The organism is Roseomonas gilardii, assembly GCF_001941945.1.
Lineage (GTDB): Bacteria > Pseudomonadota > Alphaproteobacteria > Acetobacterales > Acetobacteraceae > Roseomonas.
Window position 1 is genome coordinate 2,778,000 of the sequence record NZ_CP015583.1, and the last position, 19,903, is coordinate 2,797,902.

The following is a 19,903-nucleotide window of genomic DNA, read 5'->3' on the forward strand; positions in this document are numbered from 1 at the left end:
GTGTTGTACCCCTGTCCCCTCCAAGACCCTTTCGGGAGTCCGCTGTCATGATCGTTCTCGTCACCGGCGCCACGGCCGGTTTCGGCACCGCCATCGCCCGCCGCTTCGCCGCCGACGGCGCGCGCGTCATCGCCGCCGGCCGCCGGGCGGAGCGGCTGGAGGCGCTGAAGGCCGAGCTGGGCGCCGACAAGGTGCTGCCCCTGGTGCTGGATGTCCGCGACCGCGCGGCGGTGATGAAGGCCGTCGAGGGGCTTCCGGCGGAATGGGCCGCCGTCGATGTGCTGGTGAACAATGCCGGCCTCGCCCTGGGCCTGGAACCCGCCCAGAAGGCCGACCTGGACGACTGGGACACGATGGTGGACACCAACGTGAAGGGGCTGATGTACCTGACCCGGGCGCTGCTGCCGGGCATGATCGAGCGCCAGCGCGGCCATGTCATCAACCTGGGCTCCACCGCCGGCGAGTGGCCCTATCCCGGCGGCAACGTCTATGGCGCCACCAAGGCCTTCGTGCGCCAGTTCAGCCTGAACCTGCGGGCCGACCTCTTCGGCACGCCGGTGCGGGTGACGGACATCCAGCCGGGCCTGGTGGGCGGCACGGAGTTCAGCAATGTCCGCTTCCATGGCGACGACGCGAAGGCCGGCGCCGTCTATGAGGGCGCGGACGCGCTGACGCCGGACGACATCGCCGATGCCATCCACTGGGTCGCGTCACGCCCGGCACGGGTCAACGTGAACATGCTGCAGGTCATGCCGGTCGCACAGAGCTTCGGGCCGCTGCGCGTCCACAAGCCCGGCCAGTAACCGCCGGCCCGCCCCGGGGGAGCCTTCCCCGGGGCCTTCCCGCCTCGCGTGTTCCCGTTAACCTTTTCTTTACCGTATCACCCGATCGGGTGATCGCAACACGCTCAAAAACTTGCAATCTCCCCGTTAATTCGATCGAGCCTGGGGAGATGGCCTTGCTCGCGATCAACCGTGGCGACGACACTTCCCCGGAAAGCCTGGCACTCGAACTCTATGCCGCGTTGCTGGACGGGACCGGACTGCCACAGGTGCTGGAACGCATCGCGACGCTTCTGGGCGCCGCCTCCTATGCCGCGCTGGTGACGGAATACGACGGACGGCAGATCCTGCGCGGCAGTGCCGTCGCCCATGGAAATCTCGACCCCGCGCGGATGGCGGAATACGGCCGCCACTGGGTGCATCAGGACCCGTGGTGGCAGGCGGCGCTGCGGCATGGCCCCGGCGTGCTGAACATGGCGCGCCTCGTCTCGCCCGGGATGCTCACCCGCACGGCCTTCTGGAACGACTTCCTGCGCGGCCCCGATGCACCGTTCCACGTGATGGGCGCCCGTGTGCACACGGTCGGCGACGTGTCGGCCGCCCTGGCCCTGCACCGCCCCATGCGGCAGGAGACCTTCGGCGCGCGCGAGGAGAAGATCCTGGAGTTCCTCTACCCGCATATCCAGCGCGTGCTGGTGGCCCAGGCCCGGCTCAACGCGGCGGAATGGCCGCTGGCCACGGCGGCGGGGCTGGATGCGCTGACCCAGGGCGTGGCCGTGCTTTCGGCCGAAGGGCAGTTGGTCCTGGCCAATGCGGCGCTTCAGGCCATGGCGGCGCAGGAGGATGGCTTCATCCTCGACCGGCAGGGGATCCTCTGCGCCGGGGCGGCCGCGCGGCATGCCGTGACCGGCGCGGTGAATGCCGCCCAGGCCGCGGCCAGCGGCAAGGTGCGGCTGCTGCCCGATGCGGGGAGCTTCGCCATCCCCCGCCCCTCCGGCGCCCCACCCTGGCTGGTCCAGGCCCTGCCGCTGCGCCAGAAGGATGGGGAATGCGGCTTCGCCAGCCTGCCGCGCCGGTTCACCGGGGTGCTGCTGCTGGTGCTCGACACGAGCCGGCGGCAGGCGCCCTCCCAGGGGCTGCTGCGCCGGCTCTTCGGCCTTTCCGCCGCCGAGGCCGCCCTCGCGGCGGCCATGGCGGAGGGCAAGAGCGTCGCCGCCATCGCCCAGATGCGGGGGGTCCTGCCGGGCAGTCTGCGTTCCCAGCTTACCGCGATCCGCCGCAAGACGGGCTGCGGCAGCCAGGCGGACCTCGCCGTGCTGCTGGCCCGGGTCGGGGGCTGAGGCCCGCGCCCCGGCCGGCGGCTCAGCAGTAGCCGGCGGCCACCGGGACGGTCCCGGCCTCGGAGTTCTGCTCCGGGCCGGACACCCCGGTTACGGCGCGCTCCGGTCGGCGCGCGGCGATCTCCGGCTCCGGCGGCAGCAGGGCCAGCAGCAGGGCCGCCTGGGCGCGACCATGGCCCAGCCCGGCCCTGGCATTGCCGAGCGCCGAGCCCTTCGCCTCCAGCCCGTCCGGCCCATGGTCCCAGAGCAGCCCGCGCAGCACGCGCTGTCCCTGGCCGATCATCACCCCGGCCCTTTCGCGCAGCGCCTCGGACAGTTCCAGCCGCCCTTCCTCCGCGACGAGGTCGAGCGCGGTCAGCGCGCGCAGCAGCAGCCCGCATTCCTCCGCCGAAACCACGCCGCTGCGCTGCCAGGGTCCGTCGCTGCACCGGCGGCGGATCAGGATGGTTTCCAGCGGCGCGGTGCGGCCGGGCAGGTCCATGGCCCCCAGTCGCAGGGCCGCCACGCCGCGTGCCAGCGCATCGCCCAGGCCGGGCCAGGACGGGTCCAGCAGGGCCAGGCGCGACAGGGCGAGCAGCCCGGACGCGTGGCTGGCCATGGAAAGCGTCCCCGCCTCCTGGCCATCCTGCCCTGGCCCCTCGGCGAAGATGCCTTCCTCCCCGTCCGCCTGGCGCGCCAGCAGCGTCCGCACTGGTTCCCGCAGCAGATCCCGCCGTGATTCCCCGCCCGGCAAGCGGGCCAGGGCATCCAGCGCCAGGACGAGGTCGCAGAGGGACCGCGTGGGCAGGCCGGGGGCCTGTTCCAGCAAGGGGCCGAGATGCGCCTGGCACCAGGAGAGCAGCGTCGCCCTTTCCTCCGCCCCGGTTTCCGGCGGCGCCAGGAGCAGCGTGGCCGCGACGGCCAGCAGCGCCGCGACGGGCTCCTCGGGCGGCGAAGGGTCGCGACCGGCCATGGTGCCGTCGGGCGCCATGGTCCGCACCGCCTGCGCCACGCCCTCGGCAGTTCCGGTCAGTTGCAACCGGTCCTCCCGCACCACGAAGCTCTCGCCACCCGCCAGGGAGGTGACCCCATGGCGGACCAGCAGCCAGTGCAGCCGTCCCGCGCCATCGGTATGGGCGGTGACGCTCGCCACCGTCGCGGGCGTCCGGGGCCGGGCATGCAGCGCATGGGCGCCGTCCGCGGCGTCGCCATGGCCCGCCACGGCCAGATGATCCAGCGGGCCATCATGCAGTCGCAGCGCGGCACCGCCGCCCGCTGGCAGCGCGTGACGCGACAGCGCCCCATCCCGCCCGCCCAGCACGCCGCGTCGCAGCGGGCTCAGGCTCAGCTCGTCCCAGGCCGTGGTCACGCGCACGGCGCGGAGCTGGATGCCCGGTTCGGCCCGCAGCGTCACCGTCAGCCGCAGCACCGGATCCCCGGCGCGCAGGGCATATTCATAGCGCAGCGTCCCCACCGGGCGCGGCCGGCCGCGCCGCAGCAGTCCGCGCAGCCCCGGGCTGCCTGGCACGGCGAGCCGGCTTTCGTGGAACAGCACCACGCCGTCCGCGGTGCGGCGCAGGCCGCAATCGGCGATGCTGTCCTCGACATCCAGGCAATGGGCGCGCCGGCCCAGCCGGAACTCGACCAGGTTGCCCGTGTGCCGCGCCGCCTCGGCATCCGGCGCGTCGCCGTCGCAGAGGGATTCGATCACCAGCCCACGCGACAGGTCGCCGGTGAAGCGGGAGGTGCCCGTCACCACCTCGAAGGCGCGCGGGTCGTCGCTGCGGACCTCCAGCACGGGCGGCAGCCAGCGCCGCGCCGCCATTCCGTCCGTCCCCAGCGCCAGGACCGTTTCCCGCAGTCCCTGGGCGAGTTCCGGCGCCGTGGCCCGCAGCACGGGATGCGCCAGCGCCTCCAGCACCCGCGCATTGTCCACGGTCCAGACGGATTCGGCCGCGGCCGGCGGGGATTTCGCGGGCATGCGCGCCGCGCCGGCGGGCGGCACCGGCGCTGACGCCAGGGCCAGCATCGGTCCCGGCATCGAGGCCGGGCCCAGGGAAGGACGCGCGACCCCGTCCAGGGTGACGTCCCGGATCATCCGCTGCCGCAGGAAATGCAGCAGGCGATCGCATTCGGCTTGCGGTTGGAAGCGTCTCATTGCGGCGCAGGATAAGACAGCGCCGCGTGGGCTGCATCCCCAATATGCAACCCAAAGTGGAGATTTATGGAATCTCCACAATGAGAGGTATCAGGCTATCTCTGGCACCGCCACCGAGCGGAGGCCCATCATCGCCTCCACATCCACCAGCGCCGCCAGCCGCTCCGCATCCCAGCCCTCTGTGCCCGGAGGGCGCAGCGGCAGGACCATCCAGCGATAGTCCGCGGTGCTGTCCACGACCCGCACCGACACGCCGTCCGGCAGGACCGTGCCCCATTCGGCCAGGACGCCGCGCGGGTCGCGCACCGCCCGTGCGCGATAGGCGGCGGACTTGAACCAGCCGGGCGGATAGCCGAGCACGGCGCGGGGATAACAGGAGCAGAGGGTGCAGACGACGAGGTGGCGCCGCGCCTCGGTGTCCTCCAGCACGCCCAGCGGCGGCAGGCCCGCCATGCTCACACCCATGGCCTCGGCAGCAGCGCTGCCGTCGCGCAGCATCAGCGCGCGATAGGCGGGGTCGGTCCAGGCCCGTGCCACCATGGCGGCCCCGATGGCGGGCGAGGCACGATCCGTCCGCGCCTGCTGGGCGTCGAGCTCGGCGGCGTCGGTGATGCCCTTCGCCTCCAGCGCCACCAGGAAGCGGTCCAGCAGGGCGACATAGGCGGCGCGTGGCGGTGCGGCCATCAGGACATCCTCCCTTCCTCGCCCAGCGGCTCCAGCCAGTGGCCGTAGAGCTCGACCAGGGTCGAATCTTCTTCCCGCCCAATCCCGGAGGGCGCGGTGCCGAACAGTGCCGGCTGGGCGAAGGCCACATGGTACAGCGCGCGCAACGGCGCCGGGCGGCCGAAGGCCAGTTCCGAAGGGTCCGGGAAATCGCCGAGATGGGCCAGCACGGTCCCTTCCCGCCCCCGCAGGTAATGCGGCGTGCGGATATGGGCGGGGCCGCGCGATTCCGGCCAGTCGAAGCGCACCCGCACGCGGGTGCCGGGCACCAGCACGGCCCCCGGCGGGGCGACGCCGTTCATGCCTCGCCCCCGATCCCGTCCAGCAGCTCCGGGGCGATAATCCCCTTCTCGGCCATCAGGGCCGCCATGGCCCGCAGCCAGCGCTCGTAATAGGTCAGCGCGTGGTACTCGGCCTCGGGGATGGATTCGATCGAGCGGCGCAGCTCGTCCACCGTCATCAGGCCGCGTGCCGCGAGGATCTGGCGCAGCGCGTCCACCCGGCGGCCGAAGGCATCAGGCGGGGCGTCGTCCTGCGGCTCGACCGGCGTGCAGAGGAAGCGCGGATGCGCGCCGAGATCGTGCGGCGCGGCGCGCGGGTCCCGCTCCGTGCCGGGCGTGCCCCCGCCGGGCGTGCCCCCGGTTGCCGTCTCCCCTGGCGCCGCCTGCGTCATCCGCCGATCACCTCATCCGCCGTCACGCCGAACATCTCGGCCCGCTTCAGCCAGCCACGGTACTCGCCCACCTGAACCTCGCACCAGGCGTTTCCCTGGGCGCAGGCGCGGATGCGGCCGATCACCCCCGGCTGCAGCCGTGCCACCGCGCCGGCATCGTCTTCCGGGCGGCGGCGCATCGTGTGCATCTCGCCCCGCACGGTGAAGGTCCGGCGCCCCAGGCCCAGGTTGGAGTGGTGCACCCAGCCCTCGGTGCCGTCCTGGTCGCGGATGCGGCGCCACTGGTCGAACTCGCGGATGATCTCCACGGGCAGGTCCCGGCGCTGATAGGTCCATTCGATCGGGAAGCGCGTGCCCGGGCCGGCACGCATGTTCACCTCGTCCGAGCGCAGCGGCGCAAATCGGGGAAGCGGCAGGCCGGTCACGGAGCCCATGGCGGGCTCCGGCTCGGGCGGCGGGGCGGGGGCCGGCGCGGGTGGTTTCAGGACGGCCGCGCCCGCGGCGGCGCCCGCCGCCCCGGCAGCGGCGCCGGCGGCGGCACCGGCCGCTCCCTTGGCCGCCGTGCCCGGCCGCTTGGTGGCACGGGCATCCGGCTTGCCGGCGGTCGGCGGCTCCCGGCGGGCGGCACCGCCCTGTGCGCTCCCCTGTGCGCTCCCCTGGGTGCTCCCTTGGGTGCCTCCCTGCCTGGCGGCGGGAGGGCGGGACAATGTGCCGGAGCCGCCCTGGGTATTCCCCTGGGTATTCCCCTGGGTGCGGGGCGGCAATTGCAGCGTGTGCGGCGGGGCGGCCTGCCCCCCGGTCTGGCCACCGGATTGGCCGCCGGTCTGGGCCAGCACGGCGGCGGGAGTCCCGAGCGATCCGGAGAGGGCCAGGAGCAGGAAGGTCGGCAGCGTGAGGGTACGTCGCATCGGCAGGCCTATTGAGGGCCGCGAACGGGGGGGTCGGTCAACCCGTTCGGCCCATCATTCAGAAAGTCAGGATTTGCCCTGCCCCGACCGATTCGAGAAAGGTGGCGAAGCCCGCCACCTCCACCTGCGGGTGCAGGGCCGAGGCTGGCAAGTCCTCGGCGCGCAGCCCGGCCTCGCAGGCCAGAAGGTGGACGGGCAGTTCCAGCGCCGCCTCCAGCAGCTCCGCCGCCGTGGCCACGCCGCGTTCCGCCAGCAGCGCCTCGCGGGGATCGGTCATCAGGGGGCTTTCGCGCAGCAGCAGCCGGCAGCCGCCATTGGTGACGAAGAGCGTCACCCGGCGCCCCAGCGCCGCCGCCCCCGTCGCGGCCACCAGGGCGTAATGCCCCTTCTCGTGCCCGCCCGAGGCGAGCAGCACCCCCAGCGGCGCCCCGCCCATCCCCATGCTCACGCCACCCCGCAGACAGGGGCCGTGGCCTCCGCCGCATGGGCGGAAAGGTCGTGGATCGTGGCGCTTTCGCCACAGAGCGCGCAGGCCGGATCGCGGCGTAGGCGGATGTCGCGGAAGCGTGCCTCCAGCGAGTCCCAGAGCAGCAGGCGGCCGGACAGGCCGGCGCCGATGCCCAGGATCTCCTTCAGCACTTCCGTCGCCTGGAGCGTGCCCATCACGCCCGTCACCGCGCCCAGCACCCCGGCCTCGGAGCAGGTCGGCACCAGACCGGGCGGCGGCGGTTCCGGGTGCAGGCAGCGATGGCAGGGATGCGGCGCGCCGAGATGCGATTTGTAGGTGGAAAGCTGCCCCTCGAAGCGCAGCACCGCCGCCGAGACCAGCGGCCGGCCCAGCAGGTGGCAGGCATCGCCCAGCAGGAAGCGGGTCTCGAAATTGTCGGTGCCGTCGCAGACCAGGTCGTAGCGGGGGATCAGCGCCTCCGCCGCCGCCGCATCCATGCGCCGGGAGTGGACCTCGACCCGGACCTCCGGGTTCAGGCGCCGGATGGTGGCGGCGGCGCTGTCCGCCTTGCCCATCCCCAGCCGCTCCGTGTCGTGCGCCACCTGCCGCTGGAGGTTGCTCAGCTCCAGCGTGTCGTGGTCCACGATCCCGATCGTGCCGACCCCGGCGGCGGCGAGGTAGAGCGCCAGCGGCGAGCCGAGCCCGCCCGCCCCCACCACGAGCACCCGCGCCGCGCGCAGTTTCGCCTGCCCCGTGGCGCCCACCTCGGCCAGCAGGATGTGACGGGAATAGCGGTGGAGTTCCGCCTCGGAGAAGTCGAGCGACATGCCCGCCATATGGCATGGCGGCGGCGCTTCCGCAGGGGGGTCCCTCCCCGCTCCGGCCGCCACCGGGTGTCAGATCGGCGCGCGGCCGATGCGGCCCAGATGCGTGTCGTGGAAGCTGCTGGCGTATTTCAGCCCGTGGCCGAGGGCACGGTCGATGCCGATATGCAGCAGCCAGGCCAGGGCGAAGCTGCCCAGCAGCCGGTCGCCGGTGCTGACGGCCAGGGCCCCCAGGACCAGCGGCCCCGGCGTCACATGCACGAGGTTGTAGAGGATCGAGCCCAGGCGCCGCCCGCCGAGATAGGCCAGGATCGACAGGTCCGGCGCGATGGCGGCCAGCACGAAGGCCCACCAGCCGGTGCCGAGCCAGATCTGCCCGACCAGCCCGACCGTGGCCAGGGCGAGTCCTTCCAGCCGCAGCATCAGGTTCACCGCGCCGGTCGCGTGGCCCGGATCGGTGGAATAGGTCACGGCGACCGCCTCGGCCTCCCGCCTCGGGCGCGCGGCCCGGGGCGCGCGGCGGGGTGCGGGGGCGGGTTCCGCGGGCGATCCGGGCAGGAGTTCGGGCAGGAGTTCGGGGGCGGGTTCCGGCAGGGCCTCCGCCACTGCGTCCGCCGCCGCGCGCCGGCGAGTCGCCGGGGCCTTCGCCCGGCGCTTCGCGGGCGGCGGCTCCTCGGCGGAGAGCGGCGGGCGGCTGCGGGTGGCGCGGGTCACGGCGCAGCGCCCCTGCGGGGGTTCGGGGTGGGGAGACCGGTCCTGTGCGGCGCCATCGGCGGGGTGCCTCGTCTGGGAAGTGCGAGCGCGAAGAGCATCCCGGCATAACAACCCCACGTTCGCGCGACCAGGGGCCGACCGTCGCCCGCGCCGGCCCCTGGCCCGTCTGCGGCATGGCGGCTACACCTGCCGCCATGCTGAACGGCAAGCGCGTCCTGCTGATCGTCTCGGGCTCCGTGGCCGCCTTCAAGGCGCTGGAGCTCGCCCGCCTGCTCGGCAAGGCCGGGGCCTCGGTGACGGGGCTGCTGACCCCTGGCGGGGCGCGCTTCGTCACCCCGCACGCGCTGCAGGCCATCACCAACCGGCCCCTGGCGCAGGACCTCTGGTCGCTGGAGGAGGAGGGCGAGGGGCGCGGCCATATCGCCCTGGCGCGCGGACACGACATCGTGGTGGTCGCCCCGGCCTCGGCCGACCGGCTGGCGCGCATGGCCGCCGGGATGGCGGACGACCTCGCCGGGGCCACGCTGCTGGCCGCCACCGCGCCGGTGCTGGTCGCCCCGGCCATGAACTGGGCGATGTGGGCGCATCCGGCGACCGTCGCGAACATGGCCATCCTGGCGAATCGCGGCGTGCATGTGGTGGGGCCGGAGGACGGGCTCATGGCCGAGGCCGAATCCGGGCCGGGCCGGCTCAGCGAGCCGCCCGCCATCCTGGCCGCGATCGAGGCGGTGCTGGATGACCCCGCGCCGGGGCCGGCCGATCCGGGGCTGGAGGCCGCGCTCGATGCCGCCATCGCCGCCGGCGATGCGGATGGGGGCATGGCGCCGCCCGGCGACCCGCCGGCCGAGGAGCCGGCCACGCCCGTGGCCGTTTCGCCAGGCGATGGCGTGAGCGATGCCGCGGCCGCCCTGGGTGACGTCCCCGCGCTCCGCGCCGCGCGGCCGGTGGAGAGTGCGGCCGCCGCCTCAGCCTCGCGCCCGCTGGTGGGGCGCCATGTCCTGGTGACGAGCGGCCCGACCCATGAGCCGATCGACCCGGTGCGCTACCTCGCCAACCGTTCTTCCGGCCGGCAGGGTCATGCCATCGCCGCCGCCCTCGCCGCGCTGGGCGCGCGGGTCACGCTGGTGTCCGGCCCGGTGATGCTGCCCGATCCGCCGGGGGTCGCCATGGCGCATGTGGAAAGCGCGCGCGAGATGCTGGCCGCCTGCGAGGCCGCGCTGCCGGTGGATGCGGCGGTCTGCGCCGCGGCGGTGGCGGACTGGCGCGTGGCCGAGGCCAGCAGCGGCAAGATCAAGAAGCGCGACGGCGCGGCCCCGCCGGAGCTGCATCTGGTGCCCAATCCCGACATCCTGGCCACGCTGTCGCACCATGCGCGGCGCCCCGGCCTCGTGGTGGGCTTCGCGGCGGAAACGGATGACCTGCTGGCCAATGCCCAGGCCAAGCTGGCGCGCAAGGGCTGCGACTGGATCGTGGCCAACGATGTTTCGGGGGATGTGATGGGCGGGACGGAGAACAGGGTGCATCTGGTGACGCGCGACGGCATCGAGGACTGGCCGCGCCTGCCGAAGGAGGAGGTGGCGCGCCGCCTCGCCGCACGGGTCGCGGAGGCGCTGGCATGAGCCGCGCCACCATCCAGGTCACCCGCCTGCCGCATGCGGAGGGCCTGCCCCTGCCCGCCTATGCCACGCCGGGGGCCGCGGGGATGGACCTGCTGGCGGCGGTGACGGCGCCGCTGACCATCCCGCCCGGCGGCCGCGCCCTGGTGCCGACCGGGCTCTGCGTCGCCCTGCCGGCGGGGCACGAATTGCAGGTGCGGCCCCGTTCCGGCCTGGCGCTGAAGCACGGCATCACCATGCCCAACACGCCCGGCACGGTGGACGAGGACTATCGCGGGGAGCTCTCGGTCATCCTGATGAATGCGGGGCAGGAGAGCTTCACCGTGGAGCGCGGCATGCGCATCGCCCAGGCGGTGCTGGCGCCCGTGACCCATGCCGACTGGGCGGAGGTCGAGGCGCTGCCGGAGACCCGGCGCGGCACCGGCGGCTTCGGCTCCACCGGCACGCGCTGAGCCTCCCCGGCGCGCGTCAGGCGGTGCGGCGGACGTTCCAGAAGGCCGGCAGCCCCTTCAGCACCCCGGTCAGGTCGGAGCGGTAGGCCACGGGGGTGAAGAGCTGGCCGGTGGGGATATAGGGCACGTCCTCGAAGGCCTGGCGCTGCATCGCCTCCGCCACGCGCTTCTGCGCCGCGACGTCGGGGGCCTGGAGCCATTCGGTCCGCAGCGATTCCAGCCTGGGGCTGTCCGGCCAGCCCGGCGCCGCGTCCTTGCCGTTGCCGCGAAGCCAGATGTTGGTCACGGGGTTCAGCTCCTCCGACCCGCCCCAGCCGGTGTGGAAGACGCTCCAGCCGCCCTGCGCGACGGGATCGGGCTTGGCCCGGCGCTGCATGGCGGTGGCCCAGTCCATGGCCTGGACCTCGGCGTTGAAGCCGATCCTGCGCAGCAGCTCCCCGGTCACCTCGGCCATGGCGTTGTAGATGGGGAAGTCGGTGGGCATCATCACCACCACCTTCTCCCCGCCATAGCCGCTGGCGGCGAGCGCCGCCTTCGCCCTGGCAAGATCGCGCGGCGCGGTCAGGGCCTCCATCCCGGCCTCGGACGCCATGGGCGTGCCGGGGCAGAAATACCCCACCCCGTCGCGCCAGAGCGACCTGTCGTCGCCCTGGGCCGCCATCATGTACTCGGCCTGGGAGAGCGCCGGCAGGATGGCCCGCCGCACCGCCGCCCTGTCGAAAGGCGGGTTCAGGTGGTTGAAGCGGAACTTGCCGATCAGCCCCAGCGGCTCGATCACATCCACGGTGATGCCCGGCGCCTGGCGCAGCGCGGGCACGAGGTCGATCAGCGGCCAGCGCAGCCAGTCCACCTCCCCCTGGCGCAGCGCCGCGGCGGCGGTGGCGCCGTCCGGCATCACCAGGACCTCCACACGCTCGAAATGCGCGACCTTCGGCCCGGCCGAGCCCTCGGCCCTGCCCTCCGGGCGCGGCACATAGCCGTCGAAGCGCGCATAGGCCATGCGCGCGCCCGGCACGCGCTCGCCCGGCAGGAAGCGGAAGGGGCCGCTGCCGGTCGGGTCGGTCACGGCGGTATAGGGATCGGTCTTCGCCAGCCGCTCCGGCATGATGACGCAGGTGGGCGAGGAGTATTTCGCCAGCGCGGCCGGAAGCTGAGGAAAGGAGCGCTTCAGGCGGAAGGTGATGGTGCGGTCGTCCGGCGCGGCGACCTCCTCCGTCACCGCCATCAGCGTCTGGCCAAAGCTGTCGCGCGCCGCCCAGCGGCGGATGCTGGCCACGCAATCCCGGGCCAGCACCTTTTCCCCGTCGTGGAAGCGCAGCCCGTCGCGCAGGGTCATGCGCCAGAGCCTGCCCTCGTCCTCCACCACATGGCCGGCCACCATCTGCGGCTGCGGCTGCAGCGACCCGTCGAGGCCGTAGAGCGTGTCATAGACCAGGAAGGCGTGGTCCCGCGTCTGCGAGGCCGTGGTCCAGACCGGGTCCAGCGCCGCGATATCGGCGGCGGGGACGTAGCGCAGCACCTTGCTGCTGCCGGCGGCCCAGGCGCGGGAGATCGGGGCCGGGGAGATTGCGGGGAGCGCCAGCGCGGCGCCCGTGGCCGCGAGAAGGCTGCGACGTTGCATCGGAGGTTTTCCTGCCCTGTCGGCGCGGCCTCTGTCGGGCCGCGTCCGGGCGGGATTGAAGCAGGGATCGGGGGGCCTCCGACAGCCCCCCCCGCCGCCGTCAGCGGCCGGCCAGTGCCGCCTGCCGCCCGGTCAGTTCCGTCAGGTAGTAGGCCATGCCGGCCAGGGCGACGGCGCCGCCGAACCAGGCCACGCCCGTCCAGCCGCCCTGGGTGAAGAGCAGGCTGGCCATGGTGGAGCCCAGGGCCCCGCCCAGGAAGAAGATCGCCATGTAGAGCCCGTTGAGGCGCGAGCGGATCTCCGGTCGCAGCGTGTAGATGGCGCGCTGCCCCTGGATCTGCGTGATCTGCACCCCGGCATCCAGGATGATCGCCGCCACCACCAGCGCCACCAGGGAATCCCGGCCCAGCCAGGCGATGGCGAAGGCGCAGAGGACCAGGGCGAAGGCCAGGCCCGTGCTGGGCCGGGTCAGCCCCCGGTCGGCCAGCCAGCCCGCCACCGGGGCGACCAGCGCGCCCGCCGCCCCGGCCAGGGCGAAGAGGGCGATGCCGCTCTGCGACAGGTGGAAGGGCGATTCCATCAGGTGCAGCGGCACCGCCGTCCAGAACAGGCTGAAGTTGCAGAACTGCGCCGTCTGGTAGGCGGCGCGGCGGCGCAGGATGGGCGTGTCGCGCAGCACAGGCCAGAGGGAGCGCAGCAGCGCGCCATAGCCCGCCTGCGGGTGCGGGCGGCGCTCGGGCAGGCGGCGGGACAGGATCACCGTCAGGCCCGCCATCAGCACGGCGGAAAGGATGAAGACCGCCCGCCAGCCGAAATGGTCGGCGATCAGGCCGGAGGCCGGGCGGGCCAGCAGGATGCCGAGCAACAGCCCGCTCATCACCTTGCCCACCACCTGCCCGCGCTTCGCCTCCGGTGTCATGTGCGCGGCCAGCGGCACCAGCATCTGCACCGCCACCGAGGCGATGCCGACCAGCAGCGAGGCCAGCAGGAAGACCGGCGCCGAGGTCGCGAGCCCGGCGCCCAGCAGCGCCAGGGTGGAGCCCGCCAGGGTCAGCGCCACCAGCCGGCGGTTCTCCACGAGGTCGCCCAGCGGCACCAGCAGGATCAGGCCGGCGCAGTAGCCGAGCTGGGTCAGCGTCACCACCAGCCCCGCCACCGCCGGGCCGAGGCCGATCGAGGGGGCGATCAGCCCGATCAGCGGCTGGGCGTAGTAGATGTTCGCCACCGCCATGCCGCAGGAGATGGCCAGGAGCAGGATCAGCCCGGTGGAGGGGCCGCCGTCATGCTCGCGCAGTTCCGCCGCGCGTTCCGCCATGCATCACCTCTTCCGCTGCGTCGCTCAGGGGAGCCTTCCCCGCCTCGCGGGAGGCGACGGGAGCGCGGCCGGTGGCCACGCCGGGCGGAAGGCTCGGTCGGTTCCCCCGCGACATAGGCGAGAGCGGCGCCGAAGCGGATAGGGCCAGTCCCGTCCGGAGCGCATCCCTGCCCGGCGCCGTGGTGCAGCGGCCCCGGGCGGTGGCGCCCGGTCGGGGATAGGTCAGAGGCGCCAGCCGGTGTGGATCGCCACGATCCCGCCCGAGAGGTCGCGATGCGACACGCGCTCCAGCCCGGCGGCGCGGAACATCTCCTCCAGCGTCTCCTGGTCCGGGAACTGGCGGATGCTTTCGGCGAGGTACTGGTAGCTCTCGGCGTCGTTGGCCACCTTGGCGCCGATCGCCGGCAGGGCCTTGAAGCTCCAGGCATCGTAGAGCTTCGCCAGCGCGTCGATCCGCAGGCGGGAGAATTCCAGCACATGGAAGCGGCCGCCCGGGCGCAGCACCCGCCGCGCCTCGCGGATCACGGCGTCCTTGTCCGTGCAGTTGCGCAGGCCGAAGGCCATGGAGACCTTCTCCACGCTGCGGTCCGGCAGCGGGATATGCTCGGCATCGGAGCAGACGAAGCTCAGCCCCTGGGCCAGGCCGCGCGACAGCGCCCTGCCCTGCCCGACGCTCAGCATGCTGGCATTGATGTCCGACAGGATCACCCGCCCCGCCCCGCGCTCCTTCGCCAGGAAGGCCACGTCGCCCGTGCCGGCTGCGAGGTCGAGCAGGGTCTCGCGCGGCGAGGCGGCGATGGCGGCCACGAAGGCGCGCTTCCACAGCCGGTGGATGCCGAGCGACATCAGGTCGTTCATGATGTCGTAGCGGGGGGCGACGCTGTCGAAGACCCCCCGGACCAGGCTGGCCTTCTCGTTGCGCGGAACCTGGCGGAAGCCGAAATCGATCTGATCGGACATGGCACCCTATCTAGAGCGGAACGCCGCGCCGGGATATCCGCCTCCCCGGATGTTTCCCCGCCCGCCTTCCCGGATGTTTCCCCACCCGCCTTCCCGGATGTTTCCCCACCCGCCTTCCCGGCGGGGGGCGCGGTCCGCCCCACTGGAGACGAGATGCCCGAACTGCCCGAGGTCGAGACCGTGATGCGGGGCCTTTCCGCCGTGCTCACCGGCCGCACCATCGCCCATGCCGAGACCCGCCGCGCCGGGCTGCGCTGGCCCTTCCCGCCCGATCTGGCGATGCGCCTGACCGGGGCACGGGTGGAGGGGTTCCGGCGCCGCGCGAAATACATGCTGATGCGGCTTTCCACCGGCGATTCGATGCTGGTCCATCTCGGCATGTCCGGCCGCATGGTGGCGCGGCAGGAAGGGGCGCCGCAGGTCTCCTCTCTCGGCCCGCAGGGCGCGGCCTCCGATGCCCGGGGCGCGGCGCCGGAGCGGCACGAGCATCTGGTGATGGAGACGGAGGATGGCTGGCGGGTGGGGTTCTGCGACCCCCGCCGCTTCGGGATGGTGGACCTCGTGCCCACCGCGGCGGAGGATTCGCACCGCCTCCTCGCCGGGCTGGGGCCGGAGCCGCTGGGCGATGCCTTCACCCCCGCCGTGCTGTCCCGCGCCCTGGCCGGCAAGGCGACGCCGATCAAGGCCGCGCTGCTGGACCAGCGCGTCGTAGCCGGGCTCGGCAACATCTATGTCTCGGAGGCGCTGTACCGCGCCGGGATCTCCCCCCGCCGCCTGGCCGGCACGGTGCCCGGCGCCCGGGCGGCGCGGCTGGTGCCGGCGATCAAGGCGGTGCTGGAGGAATCCATCGAGGCCGGCGGCTCCTCGCTGCGCGACTATGTGCGGGCGGATGGCGAGGTCGGCTTCTTCCAGGAGCGCTTCCACGTCTATGACCGGGAGGGGGGCGCCTGCCCCGCCTGCCCCGGCCCGCCGAAATGCCCCGGCATCGCCCGCATCGTGCAGGCCGGGCGCAGCACCTTCTTCTGCCCCCGCACCCAACGTTGAGGTTGGGGGCGTCGAGGTTCGAGGCGCCGGGGGTCAGGACGCTGGGTCAGGGGCGCCGGTTGTCGCCGCGCCAGCGCTCGATGGCGGCCAGGGCGGTTTCCGCATCGATGATGTCGGCATAGCGGCGGCCGATATCGCGGAGATTGGCCTCATGCGCCTCCTCCGTATGGTCGCCCACGCAGTCGCGCGGCACCATCACGCGGAAGCCGAGGCTGAAGGCGTCGTTGACGCTGGCGCGGATGCAGCCGCTGGTGATGCAGCCGGTGACGATCACGGTATCCACCCTTTCCCGCGTCAGGATCGCGGCGGCGGGGGTGGCGAAGAAGATCGAGGGGGCGGATTTCACCAGCCGCACATCCGGCGCCTCGGCCGCGATGCGCGGGTCGAGTTCCGCCTCCGGCCCGTCGGGGTGGAATTCCGTCACCGCGGCGATCTTCCAGTGCGGCGCGGCGCGCGGGCTGTCATAGGCGTTGACGCAGGCGATCACCGGCAGCCCGGCCGATTTCGCCGCGCGCATCAGCCGTGCCGTGGCCTCCACCGCGCGGTCCACCATCGGCGCGCCGCCCATGGGGAAGGCCGGGTCGGTGAAGCCGCGCTGGAAATCCACCACGACGAGGCCCGGCTTCTCGCCGAAGCCGATCTCGGCGGCGCCATAGCCCCGTGTGGCATAGATGTCGGACATGGGTCTTCCCGCTCCGGGTTGCCTGCTCTTCTCCGGCACCATGCGAGCGCCGTGCCGCCGCCCCGGCGGGGCCGCGTGACCTTCCCGGCACCCCCGCGTTCCTCCTGCGCAGAGGAGGCAAGGCCATGGCATGGTTCCACGACAGGTCCTGCGCGCATTGCGGCGGGCGTGGCGCACTCTCGGCCATCGGGCTGGGTGTCGCCGCCGGTGTCACCGCGGCGGCGGGGTTGCTGCTGGGCCGGAAGGCGCTGGCCACGGCGCGCATCGGCCAGGGCCATCCGCTGAAGCACCGTGTCCTCGACCTCGCCGCCGGCGCCATGCAGGCGAAGTATCCGCTGGAAGCGATGACCACCTATCTGAACGGCTTCCACATGTATGCGGACGACATGGGTCGGCAGGTGGAGGCGACGCATTTCTGCATCCACCTGCGGCATGACCTGCACCAATGCGTGATCTTCGATTCCAACCGGCCCGACGCCCGGCTGATCGGCATCGAGTACATCATCAGCGAGGAGCGCTTCCGCGGACTGCCGGAGGAGGAGAAGCGCCTCTGGCACAGCCATCATTACGAGGTGAAGTCGGGACTGCTGGTGGCACCCGGCATCCCGGAACTGGCGGAGCGCGCCTATTTCAAGGACCTCGTCTCGACCTACGGCAAGACCTTCCACACCTGGCAGTACGAACGGGACGACTTTCCCTATGGCATCCCGCAACTGATGATGGGCTTCACCGCCGATGGGCAGGTCCGTCCGGAGCTGGTCGAGGCGCGGGACAGGCGCCTGGGCGTCTCCACGGGTGAGCGCCGGCGCAAGCGGGATGGCATTCCCATGCCGGACGTGGCCGGGGGCGCCAATTCCTGGGAAGGCGGGCGGACCGTCCAGACCCGGCTGGAGGAGCGGCCCATGCGGCGGTGACGCCCTTGCCGGAGGGTCCGGAGCCGGCCGTCCTGATGTTACAGATTGGTAACATGATCCGACCCCTGCCCTGACCTATCCTCGGCCGGCATTCCTGAACCCGCTCCTTTCTCCATTGGGGCGAGGCCCTTTCCCGTCCGCGCAACGGCCACGGACAGGGGGATGGGATGCACCGAGGAATTCGAGGAAGCATCGTGGTCCAAGAGAAACAGGTGATCGCCAAGATCACCCGGCGTCTGATTCCCTTCCTGGGGATCATCTATCTGATCGCCTATATCGACCGGCAGAATGTCAGCTACGCCAAGCTGCAGATGGTTGGCGCGCTCGGCCTGTCGGAATATGCCTATGGGCTCGGCGCATCGCTCTTCTTCATCGGCTATTTCATCTTCGAGGTGCCGAGCAACATCTTCCTGGAGAAGTTCGGCGCGCCGCGCTGGTTCGCGCGCATCATGGTCACCTGGGGCGCCGTGACCGTTGCCCTCGCCTACACGCAGAGCACCACGATGTTCTACATCCTGCGCTTCCTGCTGGGTGTCTGCGAGGCCGGCTTCTTCCCCGGCGTGCTCTATCTCCTGACGCTGTGGTATCCGCACGAGTATCGCGGGCGCATGGTCGGCTCCTTCATGGTGTTCAGCGCCTTCGCCAATGCCATCGGCGCGCCGATCGGCGGCATGCTGCTCGACCTCGACGGGCTTGGCGGGCACCAGGGCTGGCAATGGGTCTTCCTGGTCACCGGCGTGCCGGCGATCCTGATGGGCGTCGTGACGCTCTTCTACCTCGACCGCGGGCCGCAGGAGTCCCGCATCCTGACGCCGGAGGAGAAGGTCTGGCTGGCGCGCCGCCTCTCGGACGAGACGCAGCGCATGCGCAAGACCGAGCACAAGAACCCCCTCGCGGTGCTGGCGGATTCACGGGTGCTGCTGATGACGCTCTACTACGTCGCCTTCCCGCTCGGCGCCTACGGGCTCAGCTACTGGCTGCCGACCATCGTGAAGGGCTTCGGCGTCAGCAACACCGCCAATGGCTGGATCAACGTGATCCCCTGGCTGCTGGTGGCGCTCGGCCTCTATACTTGGCCGAAGCTGGCCGCCGGGAAGAGCCCCACCGCCTTCATCGTCATCCCCGCCCTGTTCGGCGCCGCCTGCCTCGTGCTCAGCGTCTATGTGCCGGACAACACGCTGCGCTTCGTCTTCCTCTGCGGCGCGGCGGTCGGGATCTTCGCGCCGCAGCCGGTGCTCTGGGCCATCCCCTCCGCCTTCCTGACAGGCGCCTCGGCGGCGGCGGGCCTCGCCGCGATCAACTCGGTGGGCAATCTTGGCGGCTTCATCGCGCAGAACGCGATCCCCTGGATCCGCGACAGCACGGGGAGCAACACCATGCCGATGCTCTTCCTCGCGGCCTGCCTGGTGGTAGGCGCGCTGATGACCTTCGTGGTGATGGCGGTGATCCGTCGCCACGGGGTGGGCGAGGTCAGGGTCGCCAGCCCGGCGGAGTGAGGGCAGCACGAGCCCGGAGGGATGCCGCCCGGGCGGCATCCCTCCGCCTCAGGCGCCGAGGGTTTTCCGCATGTGGACGATGACCCCGCCCGTCCAGATCTCCTCGCGCTCCACCTCGTAGCCCAGGCGATGGTAGAGGCGGATGTTCTCGGCGAAGCGCTGGTTGGTGTAGAGCCGGACCAGCCCGTGGCCTTCCGCGCGAGCCACGGCCTCGGCATGGCCGACCAGGAAGCGGCCCAGCCCCTGGCCCTGATGCGCCGGCAGCACCGCGACATTCTCGATCATCAGGTGGTCGGGTCCGAGGATCATCTCCACCAGCCCGGCCAGCATCTCCCCTTTGTGCAGCAGGTCGATCCGGTGGCCCTTGCGCAGGGCCTCGGCGTAATCCGCCGTCATCGGCCAGGGCTCGCGCCCGATGAGCGGGACCCATCGGGCATAGGCCGCGCGCGACAGGGCGCGGATCGCCCCGGCCTCCGCCGGGACGGCGCTGCGCAGGATCGGGATCTCGCCGGACATGAACGTCTCTCCGCTGGGATGCAGGCCAGATCGGGAGTCCTCAGCGTCGCAGCAGCCGTTCCGCGACGGGCCGCCGCCGTTCCCAGCCCAGCCGCTCCAGTTCCGGTGCCGCCTCCTCCGCCTCGGGCCAGCCGAGGCAGAGATAGCCGATGAACAGCCAGCCCTCCGGCACATCCAGGACGCGCCGCACCTCCGCCGGGTCGAGGATGGAGACCCAGCCCAGCCCCACCCCCTCCGCCCGTGCCGCCAGCCACAGCGTGTGCAGCGCCATCACGGCGGAATAGGCCACGGTTTCCGGCATGGTCTCCCGGCCGAGCCCATGGCCCTGCGCCGGATCGCGCTCCGCGAAAAGGGCGAGGTGGCAGGGTGCCTCCTCCAGCCCCGCGAGCTTCAGCCGGGCGTAGAGGCCGGCCCTTTCTTCCGTCTGCCCGGCCAGGGCCAGGGCGTTGCAGCGGGCGAAATCCGCCCGGATCGCCGCGCGCCGCGCCGTGTCCTCCACCGTGACGAAGCGCCAGGGCTGGCTCAGCCCGACCGAGGGGGCGAGGTTCGCCTGTTCCAGCAGGCGCTCCAGCAACCCATCCGGCAGCGGGTCGCGGCGGAAATGGCGCACATCCCGCCGCCAGCGGAACAGGGCCGCCAGTTCCGCCCGGAAGGCATCGTCGAAACGGGGCGCGTCGGCTCTGGGCATGGCGGGGCTTCTACGCCCTCCGCCGGGGCATCTCCAGGGCGCGTCATGGG

Annotated in this window: 21 protein-coding genes; 7 read left to right on the forward strand and 14 right to left on the reverse strand. The window is 72.5% G+C overall.

The window, feature by feature from the left end:
- Positions 1-47: 47 nt before the first annotated feature.
- Together ydfG and RGI145_RS12740 are read left to right on the forward strand one after the other, a co-directional pair.
- Positions 48-803: a bifunctional NADP-dependent 3-hydroxy acid dehydrogenase/3-hydroxypropionate dehydrogenase YdfG gene (gene ydfG, locus RGI145_RS12735; RefSeq protein WP_075798646.1), complete on the forward strand. Its 756-nt coding sequence runs from the start codon at positions 48-50 to the stop codon at positions 801-803.
- 155 nt (positions 804-958) lie between these two features.
- Positions 959-2,122, forward strand: coding sequence for a helix-turn-helix transcriptional regulator (locus tag RGI145_RS12740; protein WP_156878519.1), 1,164 nt, complete (start codon positions 959-961; stop codon positions 2,120-2,122).
- Between the two features lie 22 nt (positions 2,123-2,144).
- On the opposite strand, the gene RGI145_RS12745 is transcribed toward RGI145_RS12740, so the two are convergent.
- The 8 genes from RGI145_RS12745 to RGI145_RS25575 all read right to left on the reverse strand — a co-directional run bounded on the left by RGI145_RS12745 (position 2,145) and on the right by RGI145_RS25575 (position 8,549).
- A complete protein-coding gene (locus RGI145_RS12745) occupies positions 2,145-4,259 on the reverse strand; it encodes a hypothetical protein (RefSeq protein ID WP_075798648.1) in 2,115 nt (704 codons plus the stop codon).
- A gap of 90 nt (positions 4,260-4,349) precedes the next feature.
- Entirely contained in the window at positions 4,350-4,943 is a 594-nt protein-coding gene (locus RGI145_RS12750) for a nitrile hydratase subunit alpha (protein WP_075798649.1), read from the reverse strand.
- Positions 4,943-5,284, reverse strand: a complete 342-nt coding sequence (locus tag RGI145_RS25985; protein WP_075798650.1) for an SH3-like domain-containing protein — start codon at positions 5,282-5,284, stop codon at positions 4,943-4,945. The genes RGI145_RS12750 and RGI145_RS25985 overlap by 1 nt, the downstream gene beginning before the upstream one ends.
- Positions 5,281-5,655: an SH3-like domain-containing protein gene (locus RGI145_RS25990; protein WP_075798651.1), complete on the reverse strand. Its 375-nt coding sequence runs from the start codon at positions 5,653-5,655 to the stop codon at positions 5,281-5,283. Before RGI145_RS25990 ends, RGI145_RS25985 begins: the two co-directional genes overlap by 4 nt.
- A complete protein-coding gene (locus tag RGI145_RS25780) occupies positions 5,652-6,563 on the reverse strand; it encodes an SH3 domain-containing protein (RefSeq protein ID WP_075798652.1) in 912 nt (303 codons plus the stop codon). Before RGI145_RS25780 ends, RGI145_RS25990 begins: the two co-directional genes overlap by 4 nt.
- 58 nt (positions 6,564-6,621) lie before the next feature.
- Positions 6,622-7,005 (reverse strand): DsrE family protein, encoded by a 384-nt coding sequence (locus RGI145_RS12770; RefSeq protein WP_075798653.1) that lies wholly within the window; start codon positions 7,003-7,005, stop codon positions 6,622-6,624.
- A gap of 2 nt (positions 7,006-7,007) precedes the next feature.
- Entirely contained in the window at positions 7,008-7,847 is an 840-nt protein-coding gene (locus RGI145_RS12775; RefSeq protein WP_156878520.1) for a HesA/MoeB/ThiF family protein, read from the reverse strand.
- A 60-nt stretch (positions 7,848-7,907) separates the two neighbouring features.
- The gene (locus RGI145_RS25575) at positions 7,908-8,549 is read right to left on the reverse strand and encodes a DUF4260 domain-containing protein (protein WP_208863872.1); all 642 of its coding nucleotides are present in this window, start codon (positions 8,547-8,549) and stop codon (positions 7,908-7,910) included.
- Between the two features lie 173 nt (positions 8,550-8,722).
- Between RGI145_RS25575 and RGI145_RS12785 the strand changes: the two genes are divergently transcribed.
- Positions 8,723-10,168: a bifunctional phosphopantothenoylcysteine decarboxylase/phosphopantothenate synthase gene (locus RGI145_RS12785; RefSeq protein ID WP_075798654.1), complete on the forward strand. Its 1,446-nt coding sequence runs from the start codon at positions 8,723-8,725 to the stop codon at positions 10,166-10,168.
- Positions 10,165-10,617, forward strand: coding sequence for a dUTP diphosphatase (dut, locus tag RGI145_RS12790; protein WP_027281734.1), 453 nt, complete (start codon positions 10,165-10,167; stop codon positions 10,615-10,617). Before RGI145_RS12785 ends, dut begins: the two co-directional genes overlap by 4 nt.
- Before the next feature lie 16 nt (positions 10,618-10,633).
- Here dut and RGI145_RS12795 read toward each other — a convergent pair whose 3' ends face one another.
- From RGI145_RS12795 to RGI145_RS12805, 3 genes are all read right to left on the reverse strand, one after another.
- Positions 10,634-12,238 (reverse strand): ABC transporter substrate-binding protein, encoded by a 1,605-nt coding sequence (locus RGI145_RS12795; RefSeq protein WP_075798655.1) that lies wholly within the window; start codon positions 12,236-12,238, stop codon positions 10,634-10,636.
- A 100-nt stretch (positions 12,239-12,338) separates the two neighbouring features.
- Positions 12,339-13,553, reverse strand: a complete 1,215-nt coding sequence (locus tag RGI145_RS12800; protein WP_083670673.1) for an MFS transporter — start codon at positions 13,551-13,553, stop codon at positions 12,339-12,341.
- A 222-nt stretch (positions 13,554-13,775) separates the two neighbouring features.
- The gene (locus tag RGI145_RS12805) at positions 13,776-14,513 is read right to left on the reverse strand and encodes a class I SAM-dependent methyltransferase (RefSeq protein WP_075798656.1); all 738 of its coding nucleotides are present in this window, start codon (positions 14,511-14,513) and stop codon (positions 13,776-13,778) included.
- Between the two features lie 153 nt (positions 14,514-14,666).
- Between RGI145_RS12805 and mutM the strand changes: the two genes are divergently transcribed.
- Complete coding sequence (gene mutM, locus RGI145_RS12810) at positions 14,667-15,557, forward strand: bifunctional DNA-formamidopyrimidine glycosylase/DNA-(apurinic or apyrimidinic site) lyase (RefSeq protein ID WP_027281737.1); 891 nt, start codon at positions 14,667-14,669, stop codon at positions 15,555-15,557.
- Between the two features lie 46 nt (positions 15,558-15,603).
- Here the strand turns inward: mutM and RGI145_RS12815 are convergent, their stop codons facing one another.
- Positions 15,604-16,239 carry an isochorismatase family protein gene (locus RGI145_RS12815; RefSeq protein ID WP_075798657.1) on the reverse strand — a complete coding sequence of 212 codons (636 nt, stop codon included), beginning with the start codon at positions 16,237-16,239 and terminating at the stop codon, positions 15,604-15,606.
- A 125-nt stretch (positions 16,240-16,364) separates the two neighbouring features.
- On the opposite strand from RGI145_RS12815, the gene RGI145_RS12820 reads away from it, so the two are divergent.
- The gene (locus RGI145_RS12820; RefSeq protein ID WP_075798658.1) at positions 16,365-17,153 is read left to right on the forward strand and encodes an OBAP family protein; all 789 of its coding nucleotides are present in this window, start codon (positions 16,365-16,367) and stop codon (positions 17,151-17,153) included.
- A 194-nt stretch (positions 17,154-17,347) separates the two neighbouring features.
- On the forward strand, positions 17,348-18,649 hold the full coding sequence (locus RGI145_RS12825; protein WP_075798659.1) for an MFS transporter: 1,302 nt from the start codon (positions 17,348-17,350) through the stop codon (positions 18,647-18,649).
- Between the two features lie 48 nt (positions 18,650-18,697).
- On the opposite strand, the gene RGI145_RS12830 is transcribed toward RGI145_RS12825, so the two are convergent.
- Positions 18,698-19,165 carry a GNAT family N-acetyltransferase gene (locus RGI145_RS12830; RefSeq protein WP_075798660.1) on the reverse strand — a complete coding sequence of 156 codons (468 nt, stop codon included), beginning with the start codon at positions 19,163-19,165 and terminating at the stop codon, positions 18,698-18,700.
- 40 nt (positions 19,166-19,205) lie between these two features.
- Positions 19,206-19,853, reverse strand: coding sequence for a 5,6-dimethylbenzimidazole synthase (gene bluB, locus RGI145_RS12835; protein ID WP_075798661.1), 648 nt, complete (start codon positions 19,851-19,853; stop codon positions 19,206-19,208).
- Positions 19,854-19,903: the final 50 nt, after the last annotated feature.

Excerpts from the sequence above, each read along its gene's own strand:
- RGI145_RS12800 (WP_083670673.1), bottom strand. The coding sequence starts at position 13,553 with ATGGCGGAACGCGCGGCGGAACTGCGCGAGCATGACGGCGGCCCCTCC.
- dut (WP_027281734.1), top strand. The coding sequence starts at position 10,165 with ATGAGCCGCGCCACCATCCAGGTCACCCGCCTGCCGCATGCGGAGGGC.
- RGI145_RS12820 (WP_075798658.1), top strand. The coding sequence starts at position 16,365 with ATGGCATGGTTCCACGACAGGTCCTGCGCGCATTGCGGCGGGCGTGGC.
- RGI145_RS12815 (WP_075798657.1), bottom strand. The coding sequence starts at position 16,239 with ATGTCCGACATCTATGCCACACGGGGCTATGGCGCCGCCGAGATCGGC.
- RGI145_RS12785 (WP_075798654.1), top strand. The coding sequence starts at position 8,723 with ATGGCGGCTACACCTGCCGCCATGCTGAACGGCAAGCGCGTCCTGCTG.
- RGI145_RS12745 (WP_075798648.1), bottom strand. The coding sequence starts at position 4,259 with ATGAGACGCTTCCAACCGCAAGCCGAATGCGATCGCCTGCTGCATTTC.
- RGI145_RS12775 (WP_156878520.1), bottom strand. The coding sequence starts at position 7,847 with ATGGCGGGCATGTCGCTCGACTTCTCCGAGGCGGAACTCCACCGCTAT.
- RGI145_RS12805 (WP_075798656.1), bottom strand. The coding sequence starts at position 14,513 with ATGTCCGATCAGATCGATTTCGGCTTCCGCCAGGTTCCGCGCAACGAG.
- RGI145_RS25990 (WP_075798651.1), bottom strand. The coding sequence starts at position 5,655 with ATGACGCAGGCGGCGCCAGGGGAGACGGCAACCGGGGGCACGCCCGGC.
- RGI145_RS25985 (WP_075798650.1), bottom strand. The coding sequence starts at position 5,284 with ATGAACGGCGTCGCCCCGCCGGGGGCCGTGCTGGTGCCCGGCACCCGC.
- mutM (WP_027281737.1), top strand. The coding sequence starts at position 14,667 with ATGCCCGAACTGCCCGAGGTCGAGACCGTGATGCGGGGCCTTTCCGCC.
- RGI145_RS25780 (WP_075798652.1), bottom strand. The coding sequence starts at position 6,563 with ATGCGACGTACCCTCACGCTGCCGACCTTCCTGCTCCTGGCCCTCTCC.
- RGI145_RS12750 (WP_075798649.1), bottom strand. The coding sequence starts at position 4,943 with ATGGCCGCACCGCCACGCGCCGCCTATGTCGCCCTGCTGGACCGCTTC.
- bluB (WP_075798661.1), bottom strand. The coding sequence starts at position 19,853 with ATGCCCAGAGCCGACGCGCCCCGTTTCGACGATGCCTTCCGGGCGGAA.
- ydfG (WP_075798646.1), top strand. The coding sequence starts at position 48 with ATGATCGTTCTCGTCACCGGCGCCACGGCCGGTTTCGGCACCGCCATC.
- RGI145_RS12830 (WP_075798660.1), bottom strand. The coding sequence starts at position 19,165 with ATGTCCGGCGAGATCCCGATCCTGCGCAGCGCCGTCCCGGCGGAGGCC.
- RGI145_RS12770 (WP_075798653.1), bottom strand. The coding sequence starts at position 7,005 with ATGGGGATGGGCGGGGCGCCGCTGGGGGTGCTGCTCGCCTCGGGCGGG.
- RGI145_RS12795 (WP_075798655.1), bottom strand. The coding sequence starts at position 12,238 with ATGCAACGTCGCAGCCTTCTCGCGGCCACGGGCGCCGCGCTGGCGCTC.